Origin of the sequence: Marisediminicola senii, from assembly GCF_011057645.1 — a bacterium.
Classification (GTDB): Bacteria; Actinomycetota; Actinomycetes; order Actinomycetales; family Microbacteriaceae; genus Marisediminicola; species Marisediminicola senii.
On record NZ_JAALGE010000006.1, the window covers coordinates 47203 to 72405 of the forward strand.

The 25203-nt window shown below is 68.2% G+C and carries 22 protein-coding genes; 14 read left to right on the forward strand and 8 right to left on the reverse strand.

Features of this window, described 5'->3' with window-relative positions; all coding sequences use genetic code 11:
- Positions 1-32: 32 nt before the first annotated feature.
- Genes G5S38_RS04435 through G5S38_RS04455 form a run of 5 tightly spaced genes read left to right on the forward strand, consistent with a single transcriptional unit; the run spans position 33 to position 4219 of the window.
- Entirely contained in the window at positions 33-809 is a 777-nt protein-coding gene (locus tag G5S38_RS04435; RefSeq protein WP_165064879.1) for an ABC transporter ATP-binding protein, read from the forward strand.
- Entirely contained in the window at positions 806-1642 is an 837-nt protein-coding gene (locus tag G5S38_RS04440; RefSeq protein ID WP_165064883.1) for an ABC transporter permease, read from the forward strand. The genes G5S38_RS04435 and G5S38_RS04440 overlap by 4 nt, the downstream gene beginning before the upstream one ends.
- Entirely contained in the window at positions 1639-2481 is an 843-nt protein-coding gene (locus G5S38_RS04445; RefSeq protein ID WP_165064887.1) for an ABC transporter permease, read from the forward strand. The genes G5S38_RS04440 and G5S38_RS04445 overlap by 4 nt, the downstream gene beginning before the upstream one ends.
- Positions 2478-3479 carry an amidohydrolase family protein gene (locus tag G5S38_RS04450; RefSeq protein ID WP_165064890.1) on the forward strand — a complete coding sequence of 334 codons (1002 nt, stop codon included), beginning with the start codon at positions 2478-2480 and terminating at the stop codon, positions 3477-3479. The genes G5S38_RS04445 and G5S38_RS04450 overlap by 4 nt, the downstream gene beginning before the upstream one ends.
- Positions 3480-3511: 32 nt before the next feature.
- Positions 3512-4219 carry a TSUP family transporter gene (locus tag G5S38_RS04455; RefSeq protein ID WP_165064893.1) on the forward strand — a complete coding sequence of 236 codons (708 nt, stop codon included), beginning with the start codon at positions 3512-3514 and terminating at the stop codon, positions 4217-4219.
- 4 nt (positions 4220-4223) lie between these two features.
- On the opposite strand, the gene G5S38_RS04460 is transcribed toward G5S38_RS04455, so the two are convergent.
- From G5S38_RS04460 to hrpA, 8 genes are all read right to left on the reverse strand, one after another.
- Complete coding sequence (locus G5S38_RS04460) at positions 4224-4979, reverse strand: SDR family NAD(P)-dependent oxidoreductase (protein ID WP_165064896.1); 756 nt, start codon at positions 4977-4979, stop codon at positions 4224-4226.
- Between the two features lies 1 nt (position 4980).
- Positions 4981-6135, reverse strand: a complete 1155-nt coding sequence (locus tag G5S38_RS04465; protein WP_165064899.1) for a thiolase family protein — start codon at positions 6133-6135, stop codon at positions 4981-4983.
- A 431-nt stretch (positions 6136-6566) separates the two neighbouring features.
- Complete coding sequence (arfA, locus tag G5S38_RS04470) at positions 6567-8102, reverse strand: arabinosylfuranosidase ArfA (RefSeq protein ID WP_165064902.1); 1536 nt, start codon at positions 8100-8102, stop codon at positions 6567-6569.
- 98 nt (positions 8103-8200) lie between these two features.
- Positions 8201-9100 (reverse strand): carbohydrate ABC transporter permease, encoded by a 900-nt coding sequence (locus G5S38_RS04475; RefSeq protein WP_165064905.1) that lies wholly within the window; start codon positions 9098-9100, stop codon positions 8201-8203.
- A gap of 1 nt (position 9101) precedes the next feature.
- Entirely contained in the window at positions 9102-10049 is a 948-nt protein-coding gene (locus G5S38_RS04480) for a carbohydrate ABC transporter permease (RefSeq protein WP_165064908.1), read from the reverse strand.
- A 16-nt stretch (positions 10050-10065) separates the two neighbouring features.
- Entirely contained in the window at positions 10066-11409 is a 1344-nt protein-coding gene (locus G5S38_RS04485) for an extracellular solute-binding protein (protein WP_165064911.1), read from the reverse strand.
- A 91-nt stretch (positions 11410-11500) separates the two neighbouring features.
- Positions 11501-12508: a LacI family DNA-binding transcriptional regulator gene (locus G5S38_RS04490; RefSeq protein WP_165064914.1), complete on the reverse strand. Its 1008-nt coding sequence runs from the start codon at positions 12506-12508 to the stop codon at positions 11501-11503.
- Between the two features lie 3 nt (positions 12509-12511).
- Positions 12512-16396 (reverse strand): ATP-dependent RNA helicase HrpA, encoded by a 3885-nt coding sequence (gene hrpA, locus G5S38_RS04495; RefSeq protein WP_165064917.1) that lies wholly within the window; start codon positions 16394-16396, stop codon positions 12512-12514.
- Between the two features lie 157 nt (positions 16397-16553).
- On the opposite strand from hrpA, the gene G5S38_RS04500 reads away from it, so the two are divergent.
- From G5S38_RS04500 to ctaF, 9 genes are all read left to right on the forward strand, one after another.
- Positions 16554-18104, forward strand: a complete 1551-nt coding sequence (locus G5S38_RS04500; RefSeq protein ID WP_165064920.1) for a long-chain-fatty-acid--CoA ligase — start codon at positions 16554-16556, stop codon at positions 18102-18104.
- 68 nt (positions 18105-18172) lie between these two features.
- Complete coding sequence (locus G5S38_RS04505) at positions 18173-18874, forward strand: hypothetical protein (RefSeq protein WP_165064923.1); 702 nt, start codon at positions 18173-18175, stop codon at positions 18872-18874.
- A 6-nt stretch (positions 18875-18880) separates the two neighbouring features.
- A complete protein-coding gene (locus tag G5S38_RS04510) occupies positions 18881-19177 on the forward strand; it encodes a transcriptional regulator (RefSeq protein ID WP_165064926.1) in 297 nt (98 codons plus the stop codon).
- 56 nt (positions 19178-19233) lie between these two features.
- The gene (locus tag G5S38_RS04515; RefSeq protein WP_165064929.1) at positions 19234-20742 is read left to right on the forward strand and encodes an MmgE/PrpD family protein; all 1509 of its coding nucleotides are present in this window, start codon (positions 19234-19236) and stop codon (positions 20740-20742) included.
- Entirely contained in the window at positions 20742-21635 is an 894-nt protein-coding gene (prpB, locus tag G5S38_RS04520; RefSeq protein WP_165064934.1) for a methylisocitrate lyase, read from the forward strand. The genes G5S38_RS04515 and prpB overlap by 1 nt, the downstream gene beginning before the upstream one ends.
- A 45-nt stretch (positions 21636-21680) precedes the next feature.
- Positions 21681-22802, forward strand: a complete 1122-nt coding sequence (locus G5S38_RS04525) for a bifunctional 2-methylcitrate synthase/citrate synthase (RefSeq protein ID WP_165064937.1) — start codon at positions 21681-21683, stop codon at positions 22800-22802.
- Positions 22799-23626 (forward strand): aldo/keto reductase, encoded by an 828-nt coding sequence (locus tag G5S38_RS04530; RefSeq protein ID WP_165064940.1) that lies wholly within the window; start codon positions 22799-22801, stop codon positions 23624-23626. Before G5S38_RS04525 ends, G5S38_RS04530 begins: the two co-directional genes overlap by 4 nt.
- Before the next feature lie 158 nt (positions 23627-23784).
- Entirely contained in the window at positions 23785-24621 is an 837-nt protein-coding gene (locus tag G5S38_RS04535; protein ID WP_165064943.1) for an alpha/beta fold hydrolase, read from the forward strand.
- A 143-nt stretch (positions 24622-24764) separates the two neighbouring features.
- On the forward strand, positions 24765-25181 hold the full coding sequence (gene ctaF / locus G5S38_RS04540; protein WP_165064946.1) for an aa3-type cytochrome oxidase subunit IV: 417 nt from the start codon (positions 24765-24767) through the stop codon (positions 25179-25181).
- The last annotated feature ends 22 nt before the right edge of the window (positions 25182-25203 follow it).

Consider the following 25203-nt stretch of genomic DNA (forward strand, 5'->3'; position numbering starts at 1 on the left):
ATTGTCAACGACGACAGAAAACTGAGACGAACATGACGACCACGACCCAGACCGCCCCCCTCGTGAGAGCGACGGGCGTCACCAAGAAATTCGGCTCCGGTGATAAGGAGATGGTCGCCCTCAGCGGGTTGAACCTCGAGGTCCGGGAGGGTGAGTTCCTCTCCCTCCTGGGCCCGAGCGGCTGCGGCAAGTCGACCGCCCTGAACATCATGGGCGGCCTGCTCTCCGCCACGGAAGGGTCGATCACCTTCGGCGGCAAGACCCTCACCGAGCCGAGCCGCCAGATCGGCATGATGTTCCAGCAGGCGGTGATGTTTCCCTGGCGAACCACCCTCGACAACGTGCTACTGCCCGTCGAGATCTTCGGCGAGTCGAAGAAGAAGTACCGGGCTAAGGCCGAAGAACTCCTCAGCATGGTCGGCATCAGCGAGTTCGCCGGGTCGTACCCCTGGCAGCTGTCCGGGGGGATGCAGCAGCGCGCGGCGCTATGCCGGGTGCTGCTGCACGATCCGAAGCTGCTGCTGCTAGACGAGCCGTTCGGTGCGCTCGACGAGTTCACCAGGGAGACGATGAACCAGGAGCTCCTCCGCCTCCAGGCACACACGAAGAGCACCGCGGTGCTCGTGACCCACAACATCACCGAAGCGGTGTTCATGTCGGACCGGGTGGCCGTGATGAGTGCGAGGCCAGGGCGGCTCATCGGCATCCTCGAGATCCCCTTCGACCGTCCCCGCACCCCGGACCTGCAGACCACGAGCGACTTCGTGGCTCTGGTGGCCGAAGCGCGCAAGATGCTGGAGCTGCAATGACGACCCTCGCCCCGGCGTCGACCACCACCGCCAAGGTGAAGCAGCAGCGACCGGATCGAGACACTAAGGGTGCTGGCTGGATCGCTCTCATCACCATCGCGGTCTTTCTCCTGCTCTGGCAGTTCATCCCTCAGACTGGCCTTATCAACCGGGTTCTGTTCCCCACCTTCACCGACACCCTCGCCGGATTCGTGCAACTGGTCTCAGGCGGGTACTGGTGGGAGGACCTCGGCAAGACCATGATGGCGGTGGCCATCGCCTGGCCGATCGGTGTCGCCTTCGGCTTCTCCATGGGTGTCATACTCGGCACCTCGCCCTTTATCAGGCAGGCCATCACTCCGTACGCGATCGCCGTGCAGGCGCTCCCCAAAGTAGTGCTAGCGCCCCTGCTGATCGGCTGGCTCGGCTTCGGGTCGGAAAGCAAGATCGCGCTCGCCGTCATCATCTGCTTCTTCCCGGTGTGGATCGACACGATGGTGGGTCTCGCCCTCCCCGCCGCGAACGAGTTCAAGCTGATGCAGTCCCTGAAGGCGACCCGTCGCCAGATCTTCCTCAAGCTGCAGCTACCCTCCGCCATCCCGATGATCATGGTCGGGGTCAAGCACTCACTGCTGCTGGCCTTCACCGGCGTTCTCGTCGCGGAGATTCTGTCGGCCTCCGACGGGGGCCTCGGCAAGCTCGCGAAGGAATTCGCCTCCCAACTCAACATGCCCCTGACCTACTCCGTCGTCGGCATAGTCGTGATCCTCGCGGTGGCGCTCGTCTCCATCGCCGACGTCATCGAACGCCGCGTCGTGTTCTGGTCCGAAGAATCCCGAGCGAGGAAACGATGACACGCACGGAACAGATAGCCCAGCTCGCGATCGACGCGTCCCCACGGGCGAAGAGAAAAAAGTTCTCGCCCTACATCCTCACCGCACTGATCGCGCCGCTCATCCTCGCAGTGTGGTGGTTCGTCACGGAGACGAGAATCGTTCCCCCGATCCTGCTCCCTACCCCGGCGTCGGTGGTGCAGTCATTCCCCCGGGTGGTGTTCGCCGATGGTTTCGGTGACCAGATCATCCGCACCGTCACTGAAATCGTGGGCGGGTTTGCCTTGGGCGCCACCATCGGGTTCCTCCTGGGAATGCTCCTCAGCTCCTCCAGTCGGCTGCGCGCCGCCTACCTGCCTGCGCTGTCCGCACTCGAGGCAATTCCGACCGTGATCCTCGCACCGATCATCATCGCCTGGGTCGGATTCGGCATGGAGGGCAAGGTCATGCAGGCTGCCCTCGCCTGCTTCTACGCGGTCTTCATCACGACGCTCTCCGGGCTCGGTCTCGCCGAACCGAATGCGGTCAATCTCATGCGGTCTCTCGGTGCGTCTCGTTGGCAGACGATGGCCAAGCTCCGGGTGCCTACGGCCCTCCCGGTGATCTTCGGTGGGCTGCAGCTCGGCGCCACCACGGCGATCATCGGCGCGATCGTGTCCGAGTTCATCGGCTCGGTTGGCGGCCTCGGATACCTGATGATCCGGTACCGGGGCAGTTTCGACACCGCCGCCTACTGGGTGATCATATTCTTCTTCCTCGTGATTGGGCTCGTCACCTATCTGCTCATCTGGTACGCCGAGAAGAAAATCGTCTTCTGGCGTCACACCGCGATTACTCGCCCCGACCTGGAGAAGCCATGACCATCGACATCCACGCCCACACGGTGCCCGAGGGGTTCATCCGCGAACTCGCGACGGTGGTGCCCGCGGCGACTCCGACCGTTACGAAGCGAGACGGCGAATGGTGGTTCGACTACCCGGGCGGGCGTCGCAGCGGCCCCGTGCCGGCCGGAATGTTCGACCTCGGCGAGCGCATCATCGACATGGATGCGTGCGGCGTCGACGTGCAGGCCCTCAGTGTGCCGCCGACCCATTTCGGCTACCGACTGCCGGCCGAGGCCGCGGCGGACGCCGCGAGAATGCACAACGACGCGATGATCGAGATGGCGAGGCAATTCCCCGAGCGGTTCCGTGTGCTCGCCCACCTGCCCATGCAGAGCGAGCACCATGCGCTCGCGGAGTTGTCCAGGCTCGTCGAACTGCCGGAGATCGTCGGGGTAGAGCTCAGCACCAACGTTGCCGGGGTGAACCTCGGCAACGAGAAGCACGAGGCGATCTGGCAGGCGCTGGATGCCGCGGGCCTCGCCGTGGTACTGCACCCGGGTGACGTCGCGGGAGCGGATCGGATGCACGACCACTACCTGCATAACTTCGTGGGCAACCCGACCGACACCACGCTCGCCGCCGGTTCGCTGCTGTTCGGCGGTGTTCTCTCGCGCAATGAGGCGCTGAGGGTGGCGCTGCTGCACGGGGGTGGGTTTCTGCCGTACCAGATCGGCAGGTTCGACCACGGGTGGCGGGTGCGGCCCGAGGCGCGCACACACCTCGACCGTCTCCCCTCCGAGTTGTTGAGCAGGTTCTGGTTCGACTCGCTAACGCACGACCCGCTGTCACTGCGGTTCCTGCACGACCGGGTCGGGGACGATCGGCTATGCCTCGGTAGCGACTACCCGTTCGACATGGCGGATCCCGACCCGATCGGGTCGCTGCGCGCCGCGCTCGCCGACGGGCCGGAGGCCGTCGAGAAGGCGCTCCTCGACAATCCTCGCGAGCTGTTGACGCGCCGGCCCGGCCTCTGAGCGGGGTAGCGCTCCTCGTCGGGCTGGCGGTGATGGCGGGCGCCATTGCCCAGAGGGTCTCGGGGATGGGGTTCGCGCTCGTCGTCGCTCCGGTGCTCGTGCTGCTCATCGGCCCGTTCGACGGCGTGCTCATGGTGAACATCTGCGGCGCGGCATCCGCACTCATGGTAACGACACGGGTCTGGCGCAACATCAACTGGCGTCTGTACCTGCTGCTTGCCGTGCCGGCGGTCATCGCGGTAGTACCGGGGTCGATCGTGGCTGCGAACCTCGGCGGGCCGACATTGCAGATCGCCGTCGGTGCGATCCTCGTCCTCGCCCTCACGGTGTCGCTGCTTGTGACCCGCGGCTCGCTCACTACACCGATCGGGCCGACCGGGATTATCGCCGGATCGGCGTCGGGCTTTATGAGTGCCACAGCGGGCATCAGCGGTCCGGCGGTCGGCGTTTTCGCGGTACTCACCAAGTGGCAACACGACAGTTTTGCCGCAACGTTGCAGCCGTACTTCGTCACCCTGGGGGTCACCGCGTTCGTCGGCAAACTGGTCGCGTCGGGATTCGCCCCGCTGGACTACGACTGGTGGCTTTGGCTGCTCGTCATCGCCTGCACGGTGGCCGGCCTTATCGTCGGCGAGTTCGTGGCCCGCGTCGTGAGCCACGGGGTCGCGCGATTGTGCGTCATCGGCATCTCCTATGTCGGCGGCATCGTCGCGATCCTCGACGGCCTGTCCTCCTCCTGACGGCTCAGCGCGGCGCCATCCTGATCGCCCCGTCGAGGCGGATGGTTTCGCCATTGAGCATCGGGTTCCGCACGATGTGCTCGACCAGGGCCGCGAACTCCGCCGGCTTGCCGAGCCGGGATGGATGCGGCGCCTGCCCGGCCAGCGACGCCCGGGCCGCGTCCGGCAGGGCCGCCAGCATCGGTGTCTCGAAGGTGCCGGGGGCGATGGTCATCACGCGGATCCGGTGTGCGGCCAGCTCGCGGGCGACCGGCAAGGTCATGCCGGCGACCCCCGCCTTCGATGCCGCGTAGGCCGGTTGCCCGACCTGCCCATCGAAGGCCGCGACCGACGCGGTCATCACGATCACCCCGCGCTCCTCGCCGACCGGCTCGAGCGGCTGCATCGCCGCCGCCGCGAGTCGCACCGTGTTGAACGTGCCGCTGAGGTTGACACGGATGACGCGGTCGAAGTCTTCGAGGGGGAGGGGGCCGTTCCTGCCGACCACCTTGCCGACGGGGGCGATTCCCGCGCAGCAGACCACGGTGCGGAGGGGGCCCAGCGCGGTGGCGGTGTCGATCGCGGTGGCGAGCTGCGCGGCATCCACCACGTCTGCAGCCGTGAAGACCAGGTCGTGTTCGCGCGCGATCGCCTCGCCGCCGGACCCCGGCAGGTCGACGATGACGACGGTCGCGCCCGCGGCGCGCAGGGTGATGGCGGTGGCGAGCCCGAGGCCGGATGCGCCTCCGGTCACGAGGGCGACGGTGCCCGCGAGCTGCACGTCAGAGCCTCTCGATGATGGTGGCGTTGGCCATGCCGCCGCCCTCGCACATGGTCTGCAGGCCGTAGCGTCCACCGGTCTGCTCGAGGGTGCCGAGCAGCGTCGTGAGCAGGCGCGTTCCGGATGACCCGAGCGGGTGCCCGAGGGCGATCGCACCGCCGCGCGGGTTCAGCCGCTCCGGGTCGGAGCCGAACTCGTGCTGCCAGGCGAGCGGCACGCACGCGAATGCTTCGTTGACCTCGTAGCTGTCGATGTCGTCGATGCCGAGGCCCGTGCGGTCGAGGATGCGGCGGGTGACGGGAATCACGCCGGTAAGCATCTCGATCGGGTCGGATCCGGTGACCGCGAACGAGTGGAATCGGGCGCGCGGGGTGAGGCCCAGCTCGGTCGCGCGGCGCTCGCTCATGATGAGCACGGCGGAGGCGCCGTCGGTGAGCGGCGAGGAATTGCCCGCGGTGATGCGCCAGTCGATCTCGGGGAACCGTGCCGCCATGGCGTCGTCGCGAAAGGCCGGCGCGAGCCCGGCCAGCCCCTCGACGGTCGTGCCGGGGCGGATGGTCTCATCGGTGGTCGCGTCGCCGACCGCGACGATGTCGGCGGAGTGGGTGGATGCCGCGGCGAGCCGGTGCGAGCGTGCGGCGTACTCGTCGAGAGTGCTGCGGTCGAGGCCCCACCGCGCGGCGATCAGCTCGGCCGAGATGCCCTGGCCGACGAGTCCGCCGGGATAGCGTTCGCCGATCGACGGGCCGAACGGATCGAGCCCGAGCGTCGCCGAATTGATCGGGTTCTGGCTCATCGACTCGACGCCGCACGCGATCACCACGTCGTAGGCGCCGGCCATCACTCCCTGCGCGGCGAACGCGGTTGCCTGCTGGCTCGACCCGCACTGCCGGTCGACGGTCGTACCCGGCACCGTGTCGGGAAAGCCGGCCGCGAGCACGGCGTTGCGGGTGATGTTCACCGACTGGCGGCCTACCTGGGAGAGGCATCCACCGATCACGTCGTCGATGGCGCCGGGGTCGATACCGGTGCGGTCGACCAGGGCACGCAGGGTGTGCGCGAGCAGTTCGACGGGGTGCAGGTGCGAGAGTTGGCCGCCGGGCTTGCCCCGCCCAGACGGGGTGCGCATGGCGTCGACGATGACGGCGGTGTCCATGCTCCGAGTGTCGCACCAATCCCGCGCGGCGTCGTGCCGGGGATGCGCGGTAGCTGCGTGCCGGGGGTGCGGGGTAGCTGCGTGCCGCGGGGTGCGGGGTGGCTGCAGGCCGGGCGTGCGGGGTGGCTGCGTGCCGGGGGTGCGGCTTTCATTATTCAGGAGTGGTGGGGGTCGGCACGGGTACCGCACCCGCGCCGGCCGGTTTCATCATTCAGGAGGTCTGGGGCCCGGAATTGCAGCGGTGGCCGAAATAATGGGCGGATGCAGCATCCACCGCTCATTTTCGCCCTGTACTCCTGAATATCGACGACATCCCGGCAGTCACTCCTGAATGATGAAAGCCGCGCAGGGCCCGGAAACCCGCCCGGATGCCGGTCACTCCTGAATGCTGAAACATCACCGACACCAACTCCCGAATGATGAAAGCAACGTCAGGCCGGGGTGACCTCGAGCTCGACGACCGCCCAGGAGAGCGCGGGGAGGGTCAGCGTCGCGCGCGACCCGTCGACCGCGACGCCGTCGAGGGGCACGAGTCCGACCAGGTCCTGGTGCTGCTCGACGTTCGAGCTGAATCGGTCGCCGCCCTCCGGCACCTGCAGCACCTCGGCGCGCGTGACGCGCCCGCCGGTGAAGCCGTGCAGCAGCACCTCGACCTCGGATGCCTCCTCGAGGCCGCGGTTGGCAAGGAACAGGGCGACCCGCCCGCGCTCCTCATCCCAGGTCGCGCTCACGTCGACGAGGTCGGCGTCGCCGAACTTGGCCGTCTCGTAGCGGTCACTGGTGACCGCCGTGCGCAGGATCTGCCCGCGGGCGAGCTCCGCCATGCGCGCGAACGGCCAGAAGATCGACTGCCGCCAGGCCGGCCCGTTCTCCTCGCTGCGAATCGGTGCGATCACGTTCACGAGCTGCGCCTGGTTCGCGATCTTCACCCGGTCGCCGTGCCGCAGGAGCGAGTTCAGCAGCGTTCCGACCACGATCGCGTCGGTGACGTTGTACTCGTCTTCAATGAGGCGTGGATGCTGCTTCCACTCCTTGCTCACATTGTGCGGCTGGTCGTCGCTGTCGAGCCCGGTCTGGTACCAGACATTCCACTCGTCGAACGAGAGGTCGACGAACTTCTTGTGCTTGCCCTTGGCGCGCACGGCGTCGACGGTGGAGATGACCGACTCGATGAAGTAGTCGGTGTCGACCGCCGTAGCGAGGAAGCTCTTCGCGTCACCGTCGTGCTCCTGGTAGTAGGCGTGCATCGACACGTAGTCGACCTCGTCGTAGGCGTGCGACAGCACGGTGTGCTCCCACGCGCCGAAGGTCGGCATGCCCGAGTTCGAGCTGCCCACCGCGACCACTTCGATGCTCGGGTCGACGAACTTCATGGCCTTGGCGGCCTCCTGTGCCAGGCGTCCGTACTCGTCGGCGGTCTTGTGCCCGATCTGCCACGGACCGTCGAGCTCGTTGCCCAGGCACCACAGTTTGATGTCGAACGGCTCCTCGGCGCCGTTGGCCCGGCGCAGGTCCGAGAGGTAGGTGCCGCCGGGGTGGTTCGCGTACTCGACCAGCTCGCGGGCGGCGTTCACGCCGCGCGTGCCGAGGTTGACCGCCTCCATCACCTCGGTTCCCGCGAGCTTCGACCAATTCACGAATTCGTGCAGCCCGAACTCGTTGCTCTCGACGGTGTGCCACGCGCCGTCGAGGCGGCGGCGACGGTTCTCGGCTGGTCCCAGCCCGTCCTCCCAGTTGTAGCCGGAGACGAAGTTGCCGCCGGGGTACCGGATGACGGTCGCCCCGAGCTCCTTCGTGAGCGCGAGCACGTCGCGCCTGAACCCGTTCTCGTCGGCCTCGGGGTGGCCCGGCTCGTAGATGCCGGTGTAGACGCAGCGCCCCATGTGCTCGACGAACGAGCCGAACAGGCGCCGCGTCACCTCTCCGATGGTGAAGTCGCGGGCGATGGTGATCCTGGCGGTGGACATAGCTCTCCTGTCGAAGGGGTGCAGGGGCGAGAAAGAAGGCGGCGAGAAAGAAGGCGGCGAGAAAAAAGGGCGATGGATGCGGCGGCAGCCGCCACTACTCAGGTGCCGCCGAGCCCGGTCGTCGAGATGCCCTTGATGATCTGGCGCTGGAAGAACAGGAACACGATGATCAGCGGCGATGCGGCGAGCATGGCTGCCGCCATGTCCTGCGCGTACTGCACGCCGAACGCGCTCTGCACGGTCTGCAGTCCGACCGGCAGGGTCATCAGCTCGGTGTTGTTGATCACGAGGAACGGCCACAGGAAGTTGTTCCACGCGCCGATGAACACGAAGATCGACACCGCGGCGAGGATCGGGCGCGACAGCGGAAGCACGATCGACCAGAACACGCGCAGGCGGCTGGCGCCGTCGACCCGCGCCGCCTCCTCGAGCTCGATGGGTACCTGGTCGAAGAACTTCGCGAGGATGAAGACCATGGCGGGGGCGACCACCTGCGGCAGGATCAGCCCGGCGAAGGTGTCGACGAGGCCGAAGGCGAGGGCCTGGTAGAACAGCGGGATGATGAGTACCTGCGGCGGGATGATGATCGCCGCGACGATCGCGGCGTACCAGAACTTGCGGCCCGCGAAGCTGAGCCGCGACAGCGCGTAGGCCGCGAGGGCGCTCGTCGCGACCGTCAGGAATGTGATGATCGCCGAGGTGATGAAGCTGTTGATGGTCCACTGCGGGATGTTGCCCTCGGCGAGCACCTGCGCGTAGGCGCCGAGGGTGAATCCGTTCTCGGGGATCCACGACGAGGAGCTCGCGGCATCCGTCTCGGTCTTCAGGCTCGTCGCAATGGCCCAGGCGAATGGCAGCAGCCAGCCGATGGCCAGCACCACCAGGATGGCGAACGCGATGATGCGCCCCCCGCTGAACGGCTTCTCGCCCGGAAGGTGGCCCGGCCCCTTGGTGGGGCGGGGGTCGGCGAGCTGCGGCTTCTCGATGACGTCGGTCATGTCACTTGCCCTTTCGTGAAGTTACCCGCATCTGCACGAGCGCGACGATGATGATCAGGGCGAAGAAGATGTAGGAGATCGCCGAGGAGTATCCGAAGCGGTAGCCGGTGAAGCCCGTCTCGAAGATGTAGATCACGGCCGACCTGGTCGACGGCGTGATGGCCTGCTGGAGCATCTGGTAGATCTGGTCGAACACCTTGAGCGACGCCAGCACCTGAAGGATCAGGATCAGGATGGTGGTCTGCTTCAGCTGGGGGATCGTGATGGAGAACAGCTGTCGCCACTTGCCTGCACCGTCGAGCGCCGCGGCCTCGTACTGCTGGTCGGGGATGTTCTGCAGCGCGGCCAGGTAGAGCAGGAAGTTGAAGCCGACCGTCCACCACACCGTGGCGATCACGATGGCGATCATCGACACGTTCGGATCCTGCAGCCACGCCACCGGAGCGATGCCGACGGAGCCGAGGATCGAGTTGATGAGCCCGAGTGACGGGTTGAACAGCCACGCCCAGATGAGCGACATGACCGTGGAGGCGAGCAGGAACGGCGCGAAGAAGCTCAGCCGCCACAGCCACTGTGCGGGGAGACCCATCTGCACGAGCAGCGCCATGCCGAGCGCCACGACTACCAGGGGCACGGTGGAGAGCAGGGTGAACCACAGCGTGTTGAGGATGGAGCTCCACATGCGCGGGTCAGCGAACGCCTCGGCGTAGTTCGCCAGCCCGATGAAGTTGCCTCCCGCGCCGGTGAGGGACTGGTCGGTCATGCTGAGGTACACGCCGTGGATGACCGGCCAGATGAGGAACAGCAGGAAGAACACCAGGAACGGTGCCATGAACGCGTAGGCGGTGAGGTTGGTGCTGCGGCGGCGCCTGGCGGGGCCGCTGGTGTCGGTGCGGGTGGCGGGGCCAGCGGTGGGAACCGCCCGGGCGCTCACGGTAGATGTCGTCATTGAGATCTCCTCCGGGTCAGACCGGGCTGGGCTTCGAGAGCAGGGTGTCGATATCGCGCCGGAACGCCTGGATGCCCTGAAGGGGATCGGCGCCGCTCAGCAGCACGGGCTGGAGGTTCTGCCCGAAGACGTTCTGAAAGTCGGAACCGGAGCCGGTGAACCAGGCCACCGGGTCGTAGTTCACGATCTCGGTGATGTCCACGTACTCCGACTGCGGGTCGAGGGTGGCGAACACCGGATCCTCGGTGACCGGCAGGTAGGTGGGCACGTGCCCGGCCCCCGCCCAGTCGACCGAGCTCTTGAGGATGTCGCTCACGAACTTGTAGACGTCGCGCCTGGCCTGCTCGTCTGGGTTGTCCTGGTGGGGGAGCACGAACGAGTGCGAGTCCGCGTAGGCGGCCGGGGTGCCGAACAGGGTGGGGATCGGCATCGCCCCGACGTTGATCTCGGCGTTCTGTGCGGTGGGGAGTTCCCATACCCCGGTGAAGAACATGCCGGAGTTACCGCCCGCGAACTCGGCGACCGCGGTGGCGTAGTCGCCCTGGGAGGTCGCGATCTCATCGTCGAGGATCTGCTTGATGAACTCGAACGCCGCGACCGCGAGATCCTCGTCGATCTCCATCACCCCACCCTCCGGCAGGTCGATCGAGCCGCCCATCTGCAGGTAGAACGTGTACCACAGCCGCCACAGCTGGGCGCCGTCGTTGAGGTAGCCGAACGACACCCCGTGCACGCCCGTGACCTGCTGCATCGCGCGGCCTGCCTCGAGGAACTGCTCGGGGGAGGTCATCTCGATGAGCCGGTCATCGGGCCCGAGGATGCCGGCCTCGGCGGCCATGTCCTTGTCGTACATCAGGATGAACGGGTGCACGTCGAGGGCGATCGAGTACAGGTTGTCGCCGAAGAAGCCCTTCTCCCAGACGATCTCGGGAAAATCCGCCTCGCCGACGTCGAATTCGGCGAGCAGGTCGGTGTCCCACGGGTCGAGCAGGCCGCCGGGCGCGTAGCCGGGAACGCGCGACGCGTGCATGATCGCGACGTCGGGTGCCCGCCCGCCGGCCGAGGCCATCGCGAGCTTCGTGTAGTACGGGGCGCCCCAGGTGAGCACGGTCTGCTTGGCCTGGAAATCGGGGTTGCCCTCGTTCGCGCGGTCGACCAGCTCCGACATGCGGATGCCGTCTCCGCCGCTCAGCAGGTGCCAGAACGCGAGCGGGGTGACGCCGGCCGCGGCACCGCTGACCGAGCACCCGGTCAGTCCGGTTGCGATCCACGCTGCGCCGACTGCGGCGAGGGTTCCGGTGATGGCCGTCCTCCGGGTGAAAATGCCGCCCGGCCCTACGGGAATACGTCGTTCGTTCATGCCTCACTCCTTTGTGAATACCACGATCGTTACATCGATGTAATTGGAGCGCAACCATGAAACGGTCGAGTGGATGCCACGGCCCCCGCGTCTACCGGCGAATCGCGCTCGCGCGCGACACGATCGCGTGCGGCACGGTCACGCGGGTGACGGGCGCCGACGCATCCGACATCCGCGCCACCAGCCGCGCCAGGGTCTGCTCGGCGAAGTAGCGTTTGTCGAACGACACCGTGGTGAGCGGCGGAGTCGCGAACTGGCCGTCGGCGATGTCGTCGAACCCGGCGACCGAGACGTCGTCTGGCACCCGGATTCCCGCCGCCCACAGGGCGCTCAGGGTGCCGATCGCCATCGAGTCGGTGAAGCAGAAGAACGCGTCGGGCGGGTCGCACTCGGCGAGGAAGGCGGTGACGGCGGCCGCGGCATCCCCGGGCGTCCACGTGGCGCAGGCGAGTTCGATGCGGCGATCCGGTGCGATGCCGGCCTCGGCCAGCGCGCGGTGGTACCCGGCCAGCCGCAGCCGGGCGGTCTCGGAGTTGAACCCGTCGCCTGCGCAGCCGACGATGCCGATGCGGCGGTGCCCGAGGCCCAGCAGGTGGGCTGTCATGTCATGTGCTGCGGCGACGCTGTCGACCCAGATCTGGTCGACCGCGCGCTGCTGCACCTCACCGATCATCACCAGCGGTGGCCTCGTCGGGTCGAGCGCGATCGCACTCTCTTCGAGGGTCGTCGGGTTGAGGATGACGCCGTCGACCAGGCGCTGCCGGGCGCGCGCGAGCAGTGTCGAGGCACGCGCCGGCTCACGCAGGGTCTCGGCGAACTGGATACCCCAGCCCTGCTCGTGGGCGACCTCGACGAAGTGGTGCGACATCTCGGCCGAGTACGGCGTGCTGAGGTCGGGCATCGCGAGGCCGATCACGCCGGTGCGTCCGTTGCGCAGGCCGCGGGCGCTGAGGTTGGGCACGTAGCCCAGTTCGGCGATCGCCCGCTCGACCCGGTCGCGGGTGTCCGGGCGCACGAACACGATGCCGTTGATCACGTTCGACACGGTCTTGGGTGACACGCGCGCCGTCGCGGCTACATCCTTGACGGTCGGGCGCATGGCTCAGGCTAACGCGGCATCGGCGGCGAGCGCCTTGGTAATGCGTTGCACGCTCACCGGTTCCGCGGTGCGCAATTGTTGTGCGAACAGGCTCACCCGCAGCTCCTCGAGCAGCCAGCGCACCCGCACCAGGCGTGCCGGGGCGTCGCCGGGAAGCGGCACGGTGCCTCCCGCTGCCGCGAACTTCGCAAATGCCGTGGCCACCTCGTTCTGGGCGACGCGATCTTGCGCGACGGCGGTGGGCAGCCGCTCGAGCCGCGCGACGATCGCTCTGAGGTACCGCGGAAGGTGCTGCAGCTGGGCGACGCCGGTGCGAGACACGAAACCGGGGTAGATGAGCCCCGCGAGCTGGGTGCGCACGTCGGAGAGCGCGGGCAGCAGGGTCATGCTCGTCGCCTGGCTGATGGCGCGTTCGACGTCACGGCTGCCCGCGATGGTCGCGGTCACGGTGGTGACGACGGCGTAGAGCGAATCGATGAGGCCGGCCGAGATGCGGGTGCGGGCGGCTTCGAAGTCGTCGCGGGTCCAGATGAGGCCGTCGGGGTGGTGCTCGCGCAACGCGGCATCCATCACCGCCACCAGGCAGTCATCGAACAGCGCCTGCACGTTCTGGTACGGGCTCGCCGCGAGGGTGAGCTTCTCCTTCTGGCTCAGGTGGTCGCGCACCCAGGAGAGCGGCGACGGCACGGTGAGGAGGAGAAGGCGACGGATGCCGCCGGGCATGGCCAGCGCCTGGTCCGCGGGCGTGCTCATCACCCGGATCGACACGCTCGCGCCATCGTCGACGAGGGTCGGGAACCCGCGGATGACGCTGCCGGCCTGCCGGGTGTCGACGAGTTTCGGCAGCTCGTCGAAGTCCCACGTCGTCAGGCCGGCGCGCTCGAGGGAGTGCGGTGTGCGCTGCATGACCTTGGCGACGGTTTCGCGGGCGCGGGTCTTGAGCTTGTGCTGCAGGGACTCGAGGTCCTTGGCGTGGGCGACCTGGCGACCGTTGTCGTCGATGACGGCGAAGGTGATGCGCAGGTGCGGGGGAAGCCGCTCGGTGTCGAAGTCGTCGACGTCGACCGGGGTGTGCGTCTTGCGGCGGATGACCTCGGCGAGGTACGCCGTGATCGACGTCTCCTCGAGCTCCTCGAGCGGCACGCCCGCCGCGCCCTCGAGCAGGCGCCTCGACCAGTCGGCGGCCGGTACGACGTTGCGGCGGATCGCCTTCGGCAGGCTCTTGATCAGCGCCGTCACGAGCTCTTCGCGGAGGCCCGGCACCTGCCAGTCGAAGCCGGCGGGCGAGAGCCGGGCGAGCAGGGCGAGCGGCACCATGACGGTGACCCCGTCGTCGTCGGCTCCCGGTTCGAAGCGGTACTTGACCTTGAGCTTCTGGTCGCCCTGCTGCCAGGTGCTGGGGAAGGCGTTCTCGTCGACGCGCGTCTCATCTGGCTCGTCGACGAGGTTCTCGGCGGTCATGGTGAGCAGGTCGGGGGTGTCGACGCGCGCCTTGCGCCACCAGGTCTCGAACGAGCGGGCCGAGAACACGGTGGCGGGCAGGCGCCGGTGGTAGAACTCGAACACCGCCTCGTCGTCGACGAGGATGTCGCGGCGTCGGGTGCGTTCCTCGAGCTCGGTGAGCTCCTTGCGCAGCTTCTTGTTCGCCCGCTCGAACGCCGAGAGGCGCTGGTCGGTGCGCGAGAGATCCCAGTCGCCCTCGACGAGTGCGTGCCTGATGAACAGCTCGCGGGCGTACGCCGGATCGACGCGGGAGAACTGCACGGGACGACGCTGCACGAGCGGCACCCCGTAGAGGGTCACCCGCTCGTGGGCGACCACGGCGCCCTGCTTCTTCTCCCAGTGCGGCTCGCTGTAGCTGCGCTTGACGAGGTCGCCCGCGAGGGACTCGGCCCACGCCGGATCGATGGCGGCGTTGACGCGAGCGAAGAGACGGCTGGTCTCGACTAGTTCGGAGCTCATGACGGCATCCGGCTGCTTCTTCGCCAGGGCGGAGCCGGGGAAGATCAGGAACCGCACCTGGCGGGCACCGATGTAGTCCTTCTTCTGCACGTCCTTGATGCCGATCTGGCTGAGCAGGCCGGCGAGCAGCGACTTGTGGATGCCGGCGGGGTTGACGCTCTCCTCGCCGATGGTGAGCCCGAGCGGCTTGGCCATGCGCTGCAGCTGCCGGTAGACGTCGCCCCATTCACGAATGCGAAGGAAGTTGAGGTACTCGGCCTTGCACAGGCGCCGGAACGCGCTGGAGGAGAGCTCGCGCTCCTTCTCCTTCGTGTAGTTCCAGAGGTTCAGCAGGGTGAGGAAGTCGCTCGTCGGGTCGGTGAAGCGCGCGTGCTGCTGGTCGGCCTGCGCGCGCTTCTCGAGGGGGCGCTCGCGGGGATCCTGGATGCTCAGAGCTGCGACGATGGCCATCACCTCGCGGGTGGTGCCGTGCTTCTTCGACTCGATGACCATGCGGGCGAGGCGCGGGTCGATGGGCAGCTGGGCGAGCTGCTTGCCGATCGCGGTGATCTCGTGGGTGGCGCCGGCGGCGCTGCTCGGCCCGGTCTTCGTGCCAGCGCCCTTGGGCAGGCGCACGGCGCCGAGCTCGCTGAGCAGGTCGAGGCCGTCCTTGATGCCGCGGGAGTCCGGCGGCTGCAGGAACGGGAACGCCGCGATGTCGCCGAGCCCGAGCGAGATCATCTGCAGGATCACGGCCGCGAGGTTGGTGCGCAGGATCTCGGGCTCGGTGTACTCCGGGCGCTTCTGAAGGTCGAGCTCGGAGTACAGGCGGATCGCGATACCGTCGCTGGTGCGGCCGGACCGCCCGGAGCGCTGCATGGCCGACGCCTGCGAGATGGCCTCGATCGGCAGTCGCTGCACCTTCGAGCGCACGCTGTACCGCGAGATACGGGCCATTCCGGCATCGATGACGTACCGGATGCCGGGCACGGTGAGACTCGTCTCGGCCACGTTCGTCGCCAGCACGATACGGCGCCGCACGCCCCCGCCGGTGGACGGGCGGAACACCTTGTGCTGGTCGGCGGCGCTCAGCCGGCCGTACAGGGGGAGCACCTCGGTGCCGGGCAGGTTGCGGCCCCGAATGGCTTCTTCGGCGTCGCGGATCTCGTTCTCGCCGCTGAGGAACACCAGCACGTCGCCGCTCGACTCGCGGGCCAGCTCGTCGAGGGCCGCGTTGATGCCGTCGATGGGGTCGAGGTCGGGTTCCACCTCGGCGGGCGCGGCGGATGCGGCATCCACCTCGACCGCATCGGGCACCAGTGGGCGATACCGCACCTCGACCGGGAACGTGCGACCGGAGACGGACACGATCGGGGCGCCGTCGAAGTGCTTCGAGAAGCTCTCGGGGTCGATGGTCGCCGAGGTGATGATGACCTTGAGGTCGGGGCGGCGGGGGAGCAGTTGCTTGAGGTAGCCGAGCAGGAAGTCGATGGTGAGGCTGCGCTCGTGCGCCTCGTCGATGATGATCGCGTCGTACTTCTTGAGCGTGCGGTCGCGGTGGATCTCGTTGAGCAGGATGCCGTCGGTCATCAGCTTGACCTTGGTGTGCTGGCCGACCCGGTCGGTGAAGCGCACCTGGTAGCCGACGAGCCCGCCGACCTCCTCGCCCAGCTCCTCGGCGATGCGCTCGGCGATGGTGCGCGCGGCGATGCGGCGGGGCTGCGTGTGCCCGATGCTCTGCCGGCCGAGTTCGAGCAGGATCTTCGGCAGCTGGGTGGTCTTGCCCGACCCGGTCTCGCCGGCGACGATGACGACCTGGTTGTCGCGGATGACGTCGGCGATCTCGCCGCGCATCTGGCTGACCGGCAGCTCTTCGGGATAGTGGATCACCATCGGCGGCGCGCCGTTCGCCGCGTTCGCGCCGGTAGGTGTGTCGAGAGAAGTCATCAGCCCTCCATCGTACGTCGCGCCGGCCGCGGCATCCTGCGCGGCCAGCGGTCGCCGACGTAGGATTCGCATGCCGGCTTCGGAGCAGCAGCGGGGGTTCCCGTGCACGCGTGCTGATACACCGGGGCGTCAACGACGACCGAGAGGCACCACCGCCATGACCTCGCACTTCAGCACGATGTCCGTCGCCGCCATCCTCGCCGAGAGCGCCGCGCGCTTCGCGGACACGGTCGCCGTGGTCGTGGGCGACGAGGAGACGACGTACCGCGACCTGTGGCGGCAATCCCGGGAGTATGCCGGGGCGCTCGCGGCACGCGGCATCCACCCCGGCGATCCCGTCGCGGTGCTCATTCCCAACGTCGCCGACTTTCCGCGGGTCTACTACGCCGTGCTCGCGCTCGGCGGTGTCGTGGTGCCCATCCACGCGCTGCTGAAATCGGAGGAGATCGAGTACGTGCTGCGCGACAGCGGAGCGACACTGCTGGTCTGCGCGGCGCCGCTGCTCGGCGAGGGCGCGAAGGGTGCGGCGCTCGCCGGAGTCGACGTGGTGAGCGTGCTGATTCCGGATGACAGGACAGGCGAGCTGCCGTTCGCCCGCCTCGAAGACGAGGCGCGCGCGGCCGAGCCGATCGACACCTACGTGCCGCGCGACCCGTTCGACACCGCCACCATCCTCTACACGAGCGGAACGACCGGCCAGCCGAAGGGCGCGGAGGGATGCCACCTCGCGCTGGTCGAGCAGGTCAACGTGCTGCTGCTGAGCACCTTCGACCTGCGCCCGGAGGATCGCGTGCTCGGCTGCCTGCCCCTGTTCCACACCTTCGGGCAGACCTGCGCGATGAACACGTCGTTCCGCGCCGGGGCGACCGTGGTGATGGTGCCGCGGTTCGACGGCGACTCCGCCCTGCAGACCATGGTCGACCAGCGGTGCACGATCTTCATGGGGGTGCCGACGATGTACATCGCGCTGCTCGACGCGGCGACGCGCAACCCCGAGCGGCCCGCGCTGCGGTACGCGATCTCCGGCGGGGCGGCGATCCCGGTCGCGGTGATCGAGCGGTTCCGCGACGAGTTCGACGCCGAGATCCACGAGGGATACGGGCTCACCGAGACCAGCCCGGTGGCGACCTTCAACCACGTGGGGCGGCCCACCCACCCCGGCACTGTCGGCCAGGCGCTGTGGGGCGTCGAGATCGCGATCGGCAACGCCAACGTGCAGGGGACCGTCGAGATGCTCGAGCTGGGCGAGCTCGGGGAGATCCTGATCCGCGGTCACAACATCATGAAGGGCTACCTCGGGCGCCCCGACGACACGGCGAAGGCGATCGTCGACGGCTGGTTCCGCACCGGCGACCTCGGCACCCTCGATGCCGACGGCTACGTCACGATCGTCGACCGCACGAAGGACATGATCCTGCGCAACGGCTACAACGTGTACCCGCGCGAAGTGGAGGAGGCGTTGGCGAAGCATCCGGATGTCTCGATCTGCGCGGTCTTCGGCATCGCCCACGACACCCACGGGCAGGAGATCGTGGCCGCCGTCGTGCTCAAGCCGGGCGCGACCGCGACGGCGCAGCAGCTGATGGCGTTCACGCGGGAGCACGTGGCGTCGTACAAGTACCCGCGCTACGTGCACCTGGTCGACGCGCTGCCGCTCGGCCCGAGCGGCAAGGTGCTGAAGCGGGAGCTCGTGGCGCGGTTCGAATAGGGAGCGTAGGGGCGCGGGGTCGAACAAACCTATTGACTCCGCAGAGTGGTTTGCGTTACAAAGTAGGTATGACTCCAGCAAACGCATCGGGCCATGTGCCCCACGACTCTTCCCGCCCCGGCGCCGATTCCGGCGCCAGCACCCACGACGACACCCCGCCCGACGCCGCCGAGGCGATGGCGCTCCTCACGGCCCAGCAGAAGCGCGTGGACTCCGAGATGATGGGCCCGGTCCCGTGGCTCTACGGCATCTGGGGCATTGCCTGGCTGGTCGGCTTTCTGCTCCTCTGGTCGGCGTGGCCGGATGGCAACCCGTGGTTCACGGTGCCGTGGGCCGTCGCCATTCCGGGCTACGCGATCCTCATCCTCGGAGCGATCGTCGCCTCGGTCGTCTTCGGCATCCGCATCAACCGCGGAGTGCGCGGTACCTCCGACTTCCAGGGAATGGTCTACGGGCTGTCCTGGTCGATCTGCGGCACCGCATTCACCGCGCTCGGCGTCGGCTTGATCGACAACGGCCTCAGCCCAGAGCTGGCGTCGGTGTATTTCCCCTCGGCATTCGGGCTCATGGTCGGCACGCTCTACCTCGGGGGAGCCGCGCTCTGGCGGGACAGGACACAGCTCGTCACCGGTATCGCCCTGCTCGTCGTGGCATCCATCGCCCCGTTCTTCGGGTACCCGCACAACAACCTCGTGACGGCCGTGCTCGGTGGCGGGGCGTTCCTCGCCGGTGCCGTGGCATCCATCGCCCAGCTCCGCCGAACGCGGTGACCGGCCGTGACTGAACTCGACCCGGTGATCCACGCGGCCGCCCGGCTGCGCATCACCGCCAGCCTTGCGGCCATCCCGGTCGGTGACCGCATCGCGTTCCCGCGACTGCAGGAGCTGCTCGACATGACCGCCGGGAACCTCTCCACCCACCTGCGCAAGCTCGAGGATGCGGAGTACGTGACCGTGACCAAGACGCACCAGGGGCGCTCGCCCGCCACCTACCTCGAACTGAGCAAGCGCGGCCGGCGCGCGTTCGAGGACTACATGGACGCCCTGCGGAGCGTGCTGGGGGAGACGCCGTGAAGCGGCCAGGGGCAGGCCCCCCGGGCCGCGCCGCACGCACGGCCTAGGCTGGGCGGGTGCAGCCAATCGAGGTACGCGTCCACCGCAGCGACGAGAATCTGGCCAGGGAACACCAACTCGCATGGAAGATCGCGGAGGTCGCCGCCGACCCGGTCGCGGTCACCGACGAGGTGGTCGACATGGTGATCAACCGCATCATCGACAACGCGGCCGTCGCCGTCGCATCCCTCACCAGGGCCCCCGTCGTCGCAGCCCGCGCCCAGGCGGAGGCGCACCCGTACGCGCCGGGTGCCACCGTCTTCGGCGCGACCGGCCGCTACAGCCCCGAGTGGGCGGCATGGGCCAACGGGGTCGCCGTGCGCGAACTCGACTACCACGACACGTTCCTCGCCGCCGAGTACTCGCACCCCGGCGACAACATCCCGCCGATCCTCGCCGTCGCCCAGCACGCCGGCTGCACCGGGGCCGACCTGGTTCGCGGCATCGCCACCGGCTACGAGATCCAGGTCGACCTGGTCAAGGCCATCAGCCTGCACAAGCACAAGATCGACCACGTCGCCCACCTCGGCCCGAGCGCCGCCGCCGGCATCGGCACCCTGCTGCACCTCGACGTCGAGACGATCTTCCAGGCCGTCGGCCAGGCCCTGCACACCACGACCGCCACCCGGCAGTCCCGCAAGGGCGAGATCTCCACCTGGAAGGCGCACGCCCCCGCCTTCGCCGGCAAGATGGCGGTCGAGGCCGTCGACCGGGCGATGCGCGGCCAGACCAGCCCGACCCCGATCTACGAGGGAGAGGACGGCGTGATCGCCTGGCTCCTCGACGGACCGGATGCCCGCTACCAGGTGTCACTCCCCGCGGCGGGCGAGCCCAAGCTTGGCATCCTCGACAGCTACACCAAGGAGCACTCCGCCGAATACCAGGCGCAGGCCCTCATCGACCTCGCCCGCAAGCTGCACGGCGAGCACCCGGAGCTGCGTGACGGCACGCGCATCGCGAGCGTCGTCATCCACACCTCGCACCACACCCACAACGTCATCGGATCCGGCGCCAACGACCCGCAGAAGTACGACCCGACCGCGAGCCGCGAGACCCTCGACCACTCGATCCCGTACATCTTCACCGTCGCCTTCCAGGACGGCGAGTGGCACCACGAGCGCTCGTACGCCCCCGAGCGCGCCGCCCGCCTCGACACCCTCACCCTGTGGCGCTCCGTCACCACCGCCGAGGACGCCGAGTGGACCCGCCGCTACCACTCCACCGACCCGGCAGAGAAGGCGTTCGGCGGACGCGTCGAGATCCTCCTCACCGACGGCACCCGCATCGTCGACGAGATCGCCGTCGCCGACGCGCACCCCCTCGGCGCACGTCCCTTCGCCCGCCAGCAATACATCGACAAATTCCGGATGCTGGCCGCCGACGTTCTCGACGACGCCGAGACAGAACGCTTTCTCGACCTCGTCCAGCGCCTCCCCGCGCTGACCGCCGACGAGCTCGGCGGCCTCACGGTCACCGCGCGAGGCGGACTCATCGACCCGGCCGACGCGCCACGAGGACTCTTCTGATGCTGTACTCCACCGTCACCCCCGCCGACAAGCGCCAGGCCCTGCGCGCCGCCCTCGCCACCGGCGAGCTGCAGCGCTTTCCCGGCGCGTTCAACCCGCTGAGCGCGAAGCTCATCGGCGACAAGGGCTTCGAGGGCGTCTACATCTCCGGCGCCGTCATCTCGGCCGACCTGGGCCTCCCCGACATCGGCCTGACCACCCTCACCGAGGTCGCCACGCGCGCGCAGCAGATCTCGCGCATGACCGACCTGCCCAGCATCGTCGACGCCGACACCGGCTTCGGCGAACCGATGAACGTCGCCCGCACCGTGCAGGCGCTCGAGGACGCCGGCGTCGCGGGACTCCACATCGAGGACCAGGTCAACCCCAAGCGCTGCGGACACCTCGACGGCAAGGCCGTGGTCGACGCAGACACCGCGATCAAGCGCATCCGCTCGGCCGCCGACGCGCGCCGCGACCCGAACCTGCTGATCATGGCGCGCACCGACATCCGCGCCATCGAGGGGATGGATGCCGCGGTCGACCGCGCCAAGGCGCTCGTCGACGCCGGAGCAGACGCGATCTTTCCCGAGGCGATGCGCGACCTCGCCGAGTTCGAGGCGATGTGCGCCGCGGTCGACGTTCCGGTGCTCGCGAACATGACCGAGTTCGGCAAGAGCGAACTGTTCACCACGCGGCAGCTGGCCGACACCGGGGTGCGCATCGTCATCTACCCGGTCAGCCTGCTGCGCCTCGCGATGGGAGCCGCCGAGCGCGGCCTCGACACCCTCGTCGCCGACGGCACCCTGCAGCCGACGGTCGCCGACATGCAGACCCGCGCCCGCCTCTACGAACTGCTCGACTACGAGGCGTACAACGCGTTCGACAGCTCCATCTACGACTTCACGCTGTAAACCGACGGTCACCGCCGACCGCCGCCGACACGAAGGAGCATCCCCATGCCAGAGACACCAGACCAGGACATCCACCGCGGACTCGCCGGAGTCGTCGTCGACTACACCGCCGTCTCGAAGGTGAACCCCGAGACGAACTCGCTGCTCTACCGCGGCTACCCCGTGCAGGAGCTCGCCGCGCAGTGCTCGTTCGAGGAGGTCGCCTACCTGCTCTGGCACGGCGAACTGCCCGACGAGCAGCAACTCGCCGACTTCGAGCAGCTGGAGCGTTCCGGCCGCCACCTCGACGACGTCGTCAAGAAGGTCATCGACGATCTGCCGCTCACCGCGCACCCGATGGACGTCGTGCGCACCGCCGTCAGCGTGATCGGCGCCCGCGACCCGCACGCCGCAGACCCCAGCCCCGAGGCCAACCTGCGCAAGAGCATCGCCCTGTTGAGCGCCCTGCCCGCCGTCGTCGCCTACGACCAGCGTCGCCGCCGCGGCGAGCACCTCGTCGAACCGCGCGACGACCTCGGCTACAGCGCCAACTTTCTGCACATGACCTTCGGCGAGGTGCCGGACCTGGTCGTGGTCGAGGCGTTCGACGTGTCGATGATCCTCTACGCGGAGCACTCGTTCAACGCGTCGACGTTCACCGCCCGCGTCATCACCTCGACCCTCGCCGACCTGTACTCCGCGGTCACCGGCGCGGTGGGGGCGCTCAAGGGTGCGCTGCACGGCGGCGCCAACGAGGCCGTCATGCACGTCTTCGAAGAGATCGGTACCGCGGGCGGGGTCGAGATCTGGCTGGATGCCGCGCTCGCCGAGAAGCGCAAGATCATGGGCTTCGGACACCGGGTCTACAAGAACGGTGACTCGCGGGTGCCGACCATGAAGGCCGCACTCGAGACCCTCGTCGCGGAATACGACCGGCCGGACGTGCTCGACCTCTACGACACCCTCGAGGCGGCGATGACCGAGCGCAAGAACATCAAGCCGAACCTCGACTACCCGAGCGGCCCCGCGTACCACCTGATGGGCTTCGACACCCTCACCTTCACGCCGCTCTTCGTCGCCAGCCGCATCACCGGCTGGACGGCGCACATCATGGAGCAGGCCGCGTCGAACGCCCTGATCCGCCCCCTCAGCTCATACAACGGACCCGACGAAAGGCACCTGCCATGACAGTCCCCTCCCTCGAACTCAACGACGGCCGCAGCATCCCGCAACTCGGCTTCGGCGTCTTCAAGGTCGATCCGGATGCCACGGAGCGCATCGTCTCGGACGCCCTCGAAATCGGCTACCGGCACATCGACACCGCCGCGATCTACGGGAACGAGGAGGGCGTCGGCCGCGCCATCGCCGCCTCCGGCATCCCGCGCGACGAGCTGTTCATCACCACCAAGCTGTGGAACGCCGACCAGGGCACCGACAGCGCGCACGCCGCGATCGACACCAGCCTCGAGAAGCTCGGGCTCGACCACGTCGACCTGTACCTGATCCACTGGCCCACCCCGAAGCGCGACCTGTACGTCGAGAGCTGGAAGGCACTCGAGCAGATCCGTGCCGCGGGCAAGTCCACCTCCATCGGGGTGAGCAACTTTCTCGTCGAGCACCTGGAGCGCATCGCGGGCGAGACCGACACGGTTCCCGCGGTGAACCAGATCGAGCTGCATCCATACCACCAGCGCCCTGCCGAGACCGCATACGGCCACGACCACGGCATCATCACCGAGGCGTGGGGCCCGCTCGGGCAGGGCAAGTACCCGCTGCTCGAACTGCCCGAGATCGTAGCGATCGCCGACGCCCACGAGCGCACGCCCGCGCAGGTCGTGCTGCGCTGGCACATCCAGCAGGGGCACGTGGTGTTCCCCAAGTCGAACAGCCGCGAGCGCATCGCCGAGAACTTCGCGCTGTTCGACTTCGAGCTCACCCCCACCGAGCAGTCGAGCATCAGCGCCATGGAGCGCGGCGGACGTGTCGGGGGAGACCCGGCAGAGATCAACTAGGCACTGCGCTACCGAACGCAGCGAGCCGACGGCGGGCCGGGGGAAGACCCCCGGCCCGCCGTTCGCTGTATGCCCGCTGGGCGACCAATCCGAATGCCGGGGCGGTTCGAACACAGTGGGTAGGCCCGCAGTATCGCGGGCGCGAAAGGAACGTCACGATGACCGAGATCACCGCACACCACGGACTGTTCAAGAACACGAACCTGCACGTCGACGACACCGGTGGATCCGGTCGCCCCGTCGTACTCATCCACGGCTGGCCGCTCTCCGGCGAATCCTGGTCGGAGCAGGTGCCCGTGCTGGCCGCCGCCGGCTACCGCGTCATCACCTACGACCGCCGCGGCTTCGGCCGCAGCGACAAGCCCAAGACGGGCTACGACTACGACACCCTCACCGACGACCTGCACTCGCTGCTCGAAGAGCTCGATCTGCGTGACGTGACCCTCATCGGGTTCTCGATGGGCGGCGGCGAGGTGGCCAGGTACTTCTCCCGTTTCGGTGACGAGCGCGTGCGCAGCGTGGTGTTCGCCTCCGCGGTGCCGCCGTACCTGCTCACGAGCGACGACAACCCGGAGGGTCCGCTGTCGGCCGACGCCGCGGCATCCATGACCGCCGGCCTCACCGCCGACGAGAATGAGTTCTACGACGGCTTCACCACCGACTTCTTCTCGGTCGACGGCGTGCTCAAGGTCACCGAGCAGCAGCGCCAGGACGCCATCGCGCTCGCGAAGCAGTCGAGCAAGGTCGCGGCCCTCGCCGCCATGGCCTCGTTCGGGTCGACCGACTTTCGGGGTGACCTGCCGCGCGTGACCGTGCCGACCCTCGTCATCCACGGCGACGGCGACGGCACCGTGCCGTTCGAGGGATCCGGTGCGCGCACCCACGCGGCGATCGCGCACAGCGAGCTCGTCGTCATCGCGGGCGCACCCCACGGCGTGAACGTCAGCCACGCCGACGAATGGAACCGCGCCGTGCTGGAGTTCCTGAAGAAGTAACCACCCGCAGGACCTCGCGCCGCGAGCCACGCACCGCGCCCCAAGCACACGCTCCGGGCGCGGTGCCCGCGTTAACGGGCCCTTGGTCCTACGTCGCGTTCATATGATGGATTGATAAAGTCATCCATCAAAGGTCGTTCGCAGTGAAGTCAGCCGCTCGCATTCTCTACGTCATGGGCGGGTCGTTCCTCACCGTCACCTCCGTCTACCTGTTCTGGAGCCTGCAGGCGCACAACCTCGAGCTGGTGGGCGTCATCACGGTCGGCCTGTGCGCCGTGCTCTGCCTGCTGCTCGCGTTCTACTTCGGCCGCCTCGTGAAGTCGGTCGGCGGCGACCTGCTCGCCGAGGACCGCCTCGACGCGAACATCGACGACGGGGATTCGGAGCTGGGCCTGTTCAGCCCGTGGAGCTGGTGGCCGATCCTGCTGGCCGCCGCCTCGACCATCCTCATCCTCGGCCTGTCGGTCAGCGCGTGGATCGCGATCATCGCGCTCCCCATCCTCATCCTGTGCCTCATCGGGTGGTTCTTCGAGTACTACCGCGGGTACTTCGCCCGCTGAGCGCGGCGCGACGGTGTCGGGC

What these genes read in the sequence shown, in the direction of transcription:
- G5S38_RS04535 (WP_165064943.1), top strand. Translation starts at nt 23,785, where the DNA reads ATGACCGAGATCACCGCACACCACGGACTGTTCAAGAACACGAACCTG.
- G5S38_RS04475 (WP_165064905.1), bottom strand. Translation starts at nt 9,100, where the DNA reads ATGACCGACGTCATCGAGAAGCCGCAGCTCGCCGACCCCCGCCCCACC.
- G5S38_RS04525 (WP_165064937.1), top strand. Translation starts at nt 21,681, where the DNA reads ATGCCAGAGACACCAGACCAGGACATCCACCGCGGACTCGCCGGAGTC.
- G5S38_RS04450 (WP_165064890.1), top strand. Translation starts at nt 2,478, where the DNA reads ATGACCATCGACATCCACGCCCACACGGTGCCCGAGGGGTTCATCCGC.
- hrpA (WP_165064917.1), bottom strand. Translation starts at nt 16,396, where the DNA reads ATGACTTCTCTCGACACACCTACCGGCGCGAACGCGGCGAACGGCGCG.
- G5S38_RS04465 (WP_165064899.1), bottom strand. Translation starts at nt 6,135, where the DNA reads ATGGACACCGCCGTCATCGTCGACGCCATGCGCACCCCGTCTGGGCGG.
- G5S38_RS04490 (WP_165064914.1), bottom strand. Translation starts at nt 12,508, where the DNA reads ATGCGCCCGACCGTCAAGGATGTAGCCGCGACGGCGCGCGTGTCACCC.
- G5S38_RS04455 (WP_165064893.1), top strand. Translation starts at nt 3,512, where the DNA reads ATGGCGGGCGCCATTGCCCAGAGGGTCTCGGGGATGGGGTTCGCGCTC.
- prpB (WP_165064934.1), top strand. Translation starts at nt 20,742, where the DNA reads ATGCTGTACTCCACCGTCACCCCCGCCGACAAGCGCCAGGCCCTGCGC.
- arfA (WP_165064902.1), bottom strand. Translation starts at nt 8,102, where the DNA reads ATGTCCACCGCCAGGATCACCATCGCCCGCGACTTCACCATCGGAGAG.
- G5S38_RS04505 (WP_165064923.1), top strand. Translation starts at nt 18,173, where the DNA reads ATGACTCCAGCAAACGCATCGGGCCATGTGCCCCACGACTCTTCCCGC.
- G5S38_RS04530 (WP_165064940.1), top strand. Translation starts at nt 22,799, where the DNA reads ATGACAGTCCCCTCCCTCGAACTCAACGACGGCCGCAGCATCCCGCAA.
- G5S38_RS04485 (WP_165064911.1), bottom strand. Translation starts at nt 11,409, where the DNA reads ATGAACGAACGACGTATTCCCGTAGGGCCGGGCGGCATTTTCACCCGG.
- G5S38_RS04480 (WP_165064908.1), bottom strand. Translation starts at nt 10,049, where the DNA reads ATGACGACATCTACCGTGAGCGCCCGGGCGGTTCCCACCGCTGGCCCC.
- G5S38_RS04435 (WP_165064879.1), top strand. Translation starts at nt 33, where the DNA reads ATGACGACCACGACCCAGACCGCCCCCCTCGTGAGAGCGACGGGCGTC.
- G5S38_RS04500 (WP_165064920.1), top strand. Translation starts at nt 16,554, where the DNA reads ATGACCTCGCACTTCAGCACGATGTCCGTCGCCGCCATCCTCGCCGAG.
- G5S38_RS04440 (WP_165064883.1), top strand. Translation starts at nt 806, where the DNA reads ATGACGACCCTCGCCCCGGCGTCGACCACCACCGCCAAGGTGAAGCAG.
- G5S38_RS04445 (WP_165064887.1), top strand. Translation starts at nt 1,639, where the DNA reads ATGACACGCACGGAACAGATAGCCCAGCTCGCGATCGACGCGTCCCCA.